A 5,646-nucleotide genomic window follows, 5' to 3' on the forward strand; every position below is an offset into this window, starting at 1 on the left:
TTCAAAAGAAAGGCGACGACATACTCTCCCACAATGATGCAGTACCATCTGCGCAGGCGGGCTTAACTACTCTGTTCGGGATGGGAAGAGGTGAGCCCCGCCGCAATAACCACCTTAAGGTTTTTAGTCTAAAGTCACAAGTCTTAAAGTTGTAAAGTCTTTCGACCTTTGGCTTTAATCTTTCGACTTAAAGACTGCTCTGCGTCGAGCTAATATTTTAACATACTGAGATAAAGAAAAGAAAAATGTTTTAGAAAGTTTCTTCTCCCGCCCTTGAGCGGGAGAAAAGGGTGTACATAAGCTTACGGATTATTAGTACTACTCGACTATGACATTACTGCCTTTACATCTATAGCCTATCAACGTGGTCATCTTCCACGATCCTTAAAAGAAATCTCATCTTGTGGTGGGTTTCGCGCTTATATGCTTTCAGCGCTTATCCCTTCCAAACGTAGCTACTCTGCGGTGCCCCTGGCGGGACAACAGATACACTAGAGGTTTGTCCAATTCGGTCCTCTCGTACTAGAATCAGATCCACTCAAATTTCTAACGCCCACAGTAGATAGAGACCGAACTGTCTCACGACGTTCTGAACCCAGCTCGCGTGCCACTTTAATGGGCGAACAGCCCAACCCTTGGGACCTTCTCCAGCCCCAGGATGTGACGAGCCGACATCGAGGTGCCAAACCCCCCCGTCGATATGAGCTCTTGGGGGAGATCAGCCTGTTATCCCCGGCGTACCTTTTATCCTTTGAGCGATGGCCCTTCCATGCGGAACCACCGGATCACTATGCTCTACTTTCGTACCTGATCGACCTGTATGTCTCTCAGTCAAGCTCCCTTATGCCATTGCACTCTACGCACGGTTACCAAGCGTACTGAGGGAACCTTTAGAAGCCTCCGTTACTCTTTTGGAGGCGACCACCCCAGTCAAACTACCCACCAAGCAATGTCCCCCGCAGCGCGGGGTTAGGCCTCAGATAAACAAAGGGTTGTATTTCAACAATGACTCCACAACGCCTGGCGACGCCGCTTCATAGTCTCCAACCTATCCTACACATCATTTATCCAAGGTCAATACTAAGCTATAGTAAAGGTGCACAGGGTCTTTTCGTCCCACTGCGGGTAAACGGCATCTTCACCGTTACTACAATTTCACCGAGCTCATGGCTGAGACAGTGTCCAGATCGTTACACCATTCGTGCAGGTCGGAACTTACCCGACAAGGAATTTCGCTACCTTAGGACCGTTATAGTTACGGCCGCCGTTTACTGGGGCTTCAATTCAATGCTTCTCCGAAGATAACATCTCCTCTTAACCTTCCAGCACCGGGCAGGTGTCAGGCCCTATACTTCATCTTACGATTTTGCAGAGCCCTGTGTTTTTGATAAACAGTCGCCTGGACCTCTTCACTGCGGCCCCGATTGCTCGGGGCGACCTTTCTCCCGAAGTTACAGGTCTATTTTGCCTAATTCCTTAGCCATGAATCTCTCGAGCACCTTAGGATTCTCTCCTCAACTACCTGTGTCGGTTTACGGTACTGGTACTAATTACCTGAAGTTTAGAGGTTTTTCTTGGAAGCCCTTAGGCGCACTATCTCTTTGTCCGAAGACTCCGAGTACTATCGTATTTCACCAGTCTCTGCGGATTTGCCTGCAGAGCCTATAGCTAGGTACTTTAACGAACTATTCCGTCAGTTCGCGGCGCTTTCATCACTCCGTCACCCCATCACAGTAATTAGTAGTACGGGAATATTAACCCGTTAGCCATCGACTGTCCCTTTCGGGTTCGCCTTAGGACCAGACTAACCCACAGCTGATTAGCATAGCTGTGGAAACCTTAGTTTTTCGGTGTGCGGGTTTCTCGCCCGCATTATCGTTACTTATGCCTACATTTTCTTTTCTAACCAGTCCAGCATACCTTACGATACACCTTCAACCCTGTTAGAATGCTCCCCTACCACTTACAGTAAACTGTAAATCCATAGCTTCGGTAATATGCTTATGCCCGATTATTATCCATGCTCGTCCGCTCGACTAGTGAGCTGTTACGCACTCTTTAAATGAATGGCTGCTTCCAAGCCAACATCCTAGCTGTCTGGGCAGACAAACCTCGTTCTTTCAACTTAGCATATATTTGGGGACCTTAGCTGATGGTCTGGGTTCTTTCCCTCTCGGACTTGGACCTTAGCACCCAAGCCCTCACTGCTGAGAAACATTATATAGCATTCGGAGTTTGTCAGGAATTGGTAGGCGGTGAAGCCCCCGCATCCAATCAGTAGCTCTACCTCTATATAACTTTATTCAGCGCTGCACCTAAATGCATTTCGGGGAGTACGAGCTATTTCCGAGTTTGATTGGCCTTTCACCCCTACCCACAGGTCATCCGAAGACTTTTCAACGTCAACCGGTTCGGACCTCCACTGTGTGTTACCACAGCTTCATCCTGCCCATGGGTAGATCACACGGTTTCGCGTCTAACACTACTGACTAAAGCGCCCTATTCAGACTCGCTTTCGCTGCGGATCCGTGGCTTAACCACTTAACCTCGCCAGCAGCGTTAACTCGTAGGCTCATTATGCAAAAGGCACGCCGTCACCCCACGAAAGGGCTCCGACCGCTTGTAAGCGTATGGTTTCAGGATCTATTTCACTCCGTTATTCACGGTTCTTTTCACCTTTCCCTCACGGTACTGGTTCACTATCGGTCTCTCAGGAGTATTTAGCCTTAGCGGATGGTCCCGCCAAATTCAGACAGGGTTTCACGTGCCCCGCCCTACTCAGGATACCACTATCTATTATACTTGTTACCCATACGGGGCTATCACCCTCTATGGCGTCACTTTCCAGTAACTTCCGGTTCCTTGTACATAAAATGTCGTGGTCCTACAACCCCATCAATGCCGTAACATCAATGGTTTGGGCTAATCCGCGTTCGCTCGCCACTACTTACGGAATCACTTTTGTTTTCTTCTCCTCCGCCTACTTAGATGTTTCAGTTCAGCGGGTTTGCCCACCTATCGGTGTACTATGTCTTCAACATAGTGGGTTGCCCCATTCGGGTATCTGCGGATCAATCAATGTGTGCTTGTCCCCGCAGCTTTTCGCAGCTTATCACGCCCTTCATCGCCTCTGAGAGCCTAGGCATCCCCCATACGCCCTTATTTTGCTTATTGTACCAATCATAAAATCAATTATGACCGTTTTTTTTGTTTTTTACAATAAAATTGTAAAAAACGCTTTCTACTTTCTTATTATTTTCTTATCTCAATATGTCAATGAACTTTATTCACTTATAAGCCATAGGCCTTAAGCTGTAAGCTTTCGCTTTGGTGGAGAATAACGGAGTCGAACCGTTGACCTCCTGCGTGCAAGGCAGGCGCTCTAGCCAGCTGAGCTAATCCCCCGTTTCAATTTTAGATTGTTGAATTCAGATTTTAGATTTCTAATTCTTCTCTAATTTCTTTTGGTGAATCCCAGCATCTAGAATTTCCTTTTTTCTTAAGTTTCAGTCTTTTTAATTTGTTCTTATAATTTACAATTCATAATTTATAATTAACAATTCTTAAAAAGTAGTCCCGGGCAGACTCGAACTGCCGACCCCTACATTATCAGTGTAGTACTCTAACCAGCTGAGCTACGAGACTCTGTTTTACTTAAAAATTTATTATTTGAACTAACAGCAAGAGTAATGGAATGTGTGATTTAGAAGTCACCTGATTAGCATCTTTTTTCCTCAGCGTGCATATAGCTAACACTAAAGCTCTAGAAAGGAGGTGTTCCAGCCGCACCTTCCGGTACGGCTACCTTGTTACGACTTAGCCCTAGTTACCAGTTTTACCCTAGGCAGCTCCTTGCGGTCACCGACTTCAGGCACCCCCAGCTTCCATGGCTTGACGGGCGGTGTGTACAAGGCCCGGGAACGTATTCACCGGATCATGGCTGATATCCGATTACTAGCGATTCCAGCTTCACGGAGTCGAGTTGCAGACTCCGATCCGAACTGTGACCGGTTTTATAGATTCGCTCCTGGTCACCCAGTGGCTGCTCTCTGTACCGGCCATTGTAGCACGTGTGTAGCCCAAGGCGTAAGGGCCGTGATGATTTGACGTCATCCCCACCTTCCTCACAGTTTGCACTGGCAGTCTTGTTAGAGTTCCCGACATGACTCGCTGGCAACTAACAACAGGGGTTGCGCTCGTTATAGGACTTAACCTGACACCTCACGGCACGAGCTGACGACAACCATGCAGCACCTTGTAAATTGTCTTGCGAAAGTTCTGTTTCCAAAACGGTCAATCTACATTTAAGCCTTGGTAAGGTTCCTCGCGTATCATCGAATTAAACCACATGCTCCACCGCTTGTGCGGGCCCCCGTCAATTCCTTTGAGTTTCATTCTTGCGAACGTACTCCCCAGGTGGGATACTTATCACTTTCGCTTAGCCACTGAAATTGCTTCCAACAGCTAGTATCCATCGTTTACGGCGTGGACTACCAGGGTATCTAATCCTGTTCGCTCCCCACGCTTTCGTCCATCAGCGTCAATCCATTAGTAGTAACCTGCCTTCGCAATTGGTATTCCATGTAATATCTAAGCATTTCACCGCTACACTACATATTCTAGTTACTTCCTAATAATTCAAGTTCAGCAGTATCAATGGCCGTTCCACCGTTGAGCGATGGGCTTTCACCACTGACTTACTAAACCGCCTACGGACCCTTTAAACCCAATGATTCCGGATAACGCTTGGATCCTCCGTATTACCGCGGCTGCTGGCACGGAGTTAGCCGATCCTTATTCTTACGATACCGTCAAGCTCCTATACATAGGAGTGTTTCTTCTCGTACAAAAGCAGTTTACAATCCATAGGACCGTCATCCTGCACGCGGCATGGCTGGATCAGGCTTGCGCCCATTGTCCAATATTCCTCACTGCTGCCTCCCGTAGGAGTCTGGTCCGTGTCTCAGTACCAGTGTGGGGGATCTCCCTCTCAGGACCCCTACCCATCGTTGCCTTGGTAAGCCGTTACCTTACCAACTAGCTAATGGGACGCATGCTCATCTTTCACCGTTGTGACTTTAATTATAAAGTGATGCCACTCTATAATACTATGAGGTATTAATCCAAATTTCTCTGGGCTATCCCTCTGTGAAAGGCAGATTGCATACGCGTTACGCACCCGTGCGCCGGTCTCTATATCCGAAGACATATACCCCTCGACTTGCATGTGTTAAGCCTGCCGCTAGCGTTCATCCTGAGCCAGGATCAAACTCTTCATCGTATATTTTAATATTATATAATCGATGCTTTATCTAGTGGTTCTTTTCAAATCTTTCGATTCCTTTACTCTTATTCTTTTGTTTTGAAATCTCTTTCAAAACGGCTGTCAATTCAATATGTCTACGAACGTGTTTTTATTTTCTTTCGCTTGTCTCTCAAAGCGGGTGCAAAACTAAAAATTCTTTTTGTTTCTCGCAAGAAAAATTTAAAGTTTTTTTGAAATTTTTTTCAATCTCTTTTTCTTTAATTTTTCTTCCAGTTTCTCAAAGAGCTTCCGTGTTTTGCGGGGTGCAAATGTAAAAAGCATTTTCAAATCTCACAAGCTTTTCTCAATCTTTTTTCTGAAAAAATTTTCAGTTTCGATTT

2 tRNA genes and 3 rRNA genes are annotated in these 5,646 nt (G+C 46.4%); all 5 read right to left on the reverse strand.

Annotated features, from left to right (window positions below):
* Window positions 1–7: 7 nt before the first annotated feature.
* The 5 genes from rrf to BUE10_RS23580 all read right to left on the reverse strand — a co-directional run bounded on the left by rrf (window position 8) and on the right by BUE10_RS23580 (window position 5,281).
* Window positions 8–117, reverse strand: a 5S ribosomal RNA gene (rrf, locus tag BUE10_RS23560).
* A gap of 175 nt (window positions 118–292) precedes the next feature.
* Window positions 293–3,174 (reverse strand): 23S ribosomal RNA (locus BUE10_RS23565).
* Between the two features lie 154 nt (window positions 3,175–3,328).
* Window positions 3,329–3,405 (reverse strand) — tRNA-Ala (locus tag BUE10_RS23570).
* A 166-nt stretch (window positions 3,406–3,571) separates the two neighbouring features.
* A tRNA-Ile gene (locus BUE10_RS23575) sits at window positions 3,572–3,645 on the reverse strand.
* Between the two features lie 122 nt (window positions 3,646–3,767).
* Window positions 3,768–5,281 (reverse strand): 16S ribosomal RNA (locus tag BUE10_RS23580).
* Together the 16S, 23S and 5S rRNA genes with 2 tRNA genes alongside form the textbook arrangement of a ribosomal RNA operon.
* Between the last annotated feature and the right edge of the window lie 365 nt (window positions 5,282–5,646).

Source organism: Flavobacterium sp. CF108 (assembly GCF_900129795.1).
GTDB lineage: Bacteria > Bacteroidota > Bacteroidia > Flavobacteriales > Flavobacteriaceae > Flavobacterium.